Source organism: Streptomyces sp. YS-3 (assembly GCF_045257485.1).
Lineage (GTDB): Bacteria > Actinomycetota > Actinomycetes > Streptomycetales > Streptomycetaceae > Streptomyces.
In genome coordinates this window covers 1-2,013 of the sequence record NZ_JBJHPC010000876.1, presented here as the reverse complement: position 1 = coordinate 2,013, position 2,013 = coordinate 1, and the positions used below count along the sequence as shown (strand labels likewise).

Annotated in this window: 1 protein-coding gene; it reads left to right on the top strand. The window is 68.7% G+C overall.

Features of this window, described 5'->3' with window-relative positions; all coding sequences use genetic code 11:
- The first annotated feature begins 422 nt into the window (after nt 1-422).
- A complete protein-coding gene (gene ahcY, locus ACJA3G_RS35820; RefSeq protein ID WP_406557204.1) occupies nt 423-1,880 on the top strand; it encodes an adenosylhomocysteinase in 1,458 nt (485 codons plus the stop codon).
- The last annotated feature ends 133 nt before the right edge of the window (nt 1,881-2,013 follow it).

Genomic DNA, 2,013 nt, shown 5'->3' with positions numbered 1-2,013 from the left:
CCTGTCCGCTTCGGGAAAGGGGTGGCGGGCAGGGAAGCGGTTTCCCGGCCCGCCACCCCTTTCCCGAAGCGGACAGGGCATGCCCCCGGGGGGCTCCCACCCCGGAATTTCGCCACCTCGCCATCCGGGACGGGCTGGGGGTGGCTGGGCCGATCGGTGTAGATTCGTGACCAGAGCCAGACGTCGCTGCTGATGGCGGTCGGTCGGTACGCCACGCGCACCGGCCGAGGGAGAGAGGGCCTCCGACGGACTGCGCTGTGAGCGCGACGGGCACCGCTGGGTGCCCAATGGACACTTCCGTGTCCACCCGGACACCGCGATGTCCGCCGGGCACCCGCCGGTGCGCGCGGCCGTCGCTCTGCGCAGGTGCGCCCGCAGACCTTCCGTACCCACCCTCGACCCACTCATGAGGAGCAGCTCGTATGACGACTGTCGACGCCGGCCAGGACTTCAAGGTCGCCGACCTCTCCCTCGCCGCCTTCGGGCGCAAGGAGATCACCCTCGCCGAGCACGAGATGCCCGGCCTGATGTCGATCCGCAAGGAGTACGCCGCCAGCCAGCCGCTCGCGGGCGCCCGGGTCACCGGCTCCCTGCACATGACGGTGCAGACCGCCGTCCTGATCGAGACCCTCGTCGCCCTCGGCGCCGAGGTCCGCTGGGCCTCCTGCAACATCTTCTCCACCCAGGACCACGCCGCCGCCGCCATCGCGGTCGGCCCCGACGGCACCCCCGAGAACCCCCGGGGCGTCCCGGTCTTCGCCTGGAAGGGCGAGACGCTGGAGGAGTACTGGTGGTGCACGGAGCAGGCCCTCACGTGGCCGAACTCCCCGACCGGCGGCCCGAACATGATCCTGGACGACGGCGGTGACGCCACGCTCCTGGTCCACAAGGGTGTCGAGTTCGAGAAGGCCGGCGCGGCCCCGGACCCGTCCACCGCGGACAGCGAGGAGTACGCCCACATCCTCACCCTGCTGAACCGCACCCTCACGGAGAACCCGCAGAAGTGGACGCAGCTGGCGTCCGAGATCCGCGGTGTCACCGAGGAGACCACGACCGGTGTCCACCGTCTCTACGAGATGCACCGCGACGGCACCCTCCTCTTCCCGGCGATCAACGTCAACGACGCGGTCACCAAGTCCAAGTTCGACAACAAGTACGGCTGCCGCCACTCCCTGATCGACGGCATCAACCGCGCCACCGACGTCCTCATCGGCGGCAAGACCGCCGTCGTCTGCGGCTACGGCGACGTGGGCAAGGGCTGCGCGGAGTCCCTGCGCGGCCAGGGCGCCCGAGTGATCATCACCGAGATCGACCCGATCTGCGCCCTGCAGGCGGCGATGGACGGCTACCAGGTCACCACGCTCGACGAGGTCGTCGACAAGGCCGACATCTTCGTCACCACGACGGGCAACAAGGACATCATCATGGCCTCCGACATGGCCAGGATGAAGCACCAGGCCATCGTCGGGAACATCGGCCACTTCGACAACGAGATCGACATGGCCGGCCTCGCGAAGATCCCCGGCATCGTCAAGGACGAGGTCAAGCCGCAGGTCCACACCTGGACGTTCCCCGACGGCAAGGTCCTCATCGTCCTCTCCGAGGGCCGCCTGCTGAACCTGGGCAACGCGACCGGCCACCCGTCGTTCGTGATGTCCAACTCGTTCGCGGACCAGACCCTGGCCCAGATCGAGCTGTTCACCAAGCCCGAGGAGTACCCGACCGACGTCTACGTGCTGCCCAAGCACCTCGACGAGAAGGTCGCCCGCCTCCACCTCGACGCGCTCGGCGTGAAGCTCACGACGCTCCGCCCCGAGCAGGCCGCGTACATCGGTGTCGAGGTCGACGGCCCGTACAAGTCGGACCACTACCGCTACTGATCCCGTTGCCGGGTCCGTGACTCACGGACCCGGCCACGCGGTACCGGCGAACCTGAAGCGGTACCGACGACGCGGTACGTAGTAAGCAGCACGCAGTACCGAGAGCAGCGGTATCAGGCAGGCCCCCGGACCC

Excerpts from the sequence above, each read along its gene's own strand:
- ahcY (WP_406557204.1), top strand. The coding sequence starts at position 423 with ATGACGACTGTCGACGCCGGCCAGGACTTCAAGGTCGCCGACCTCTCC.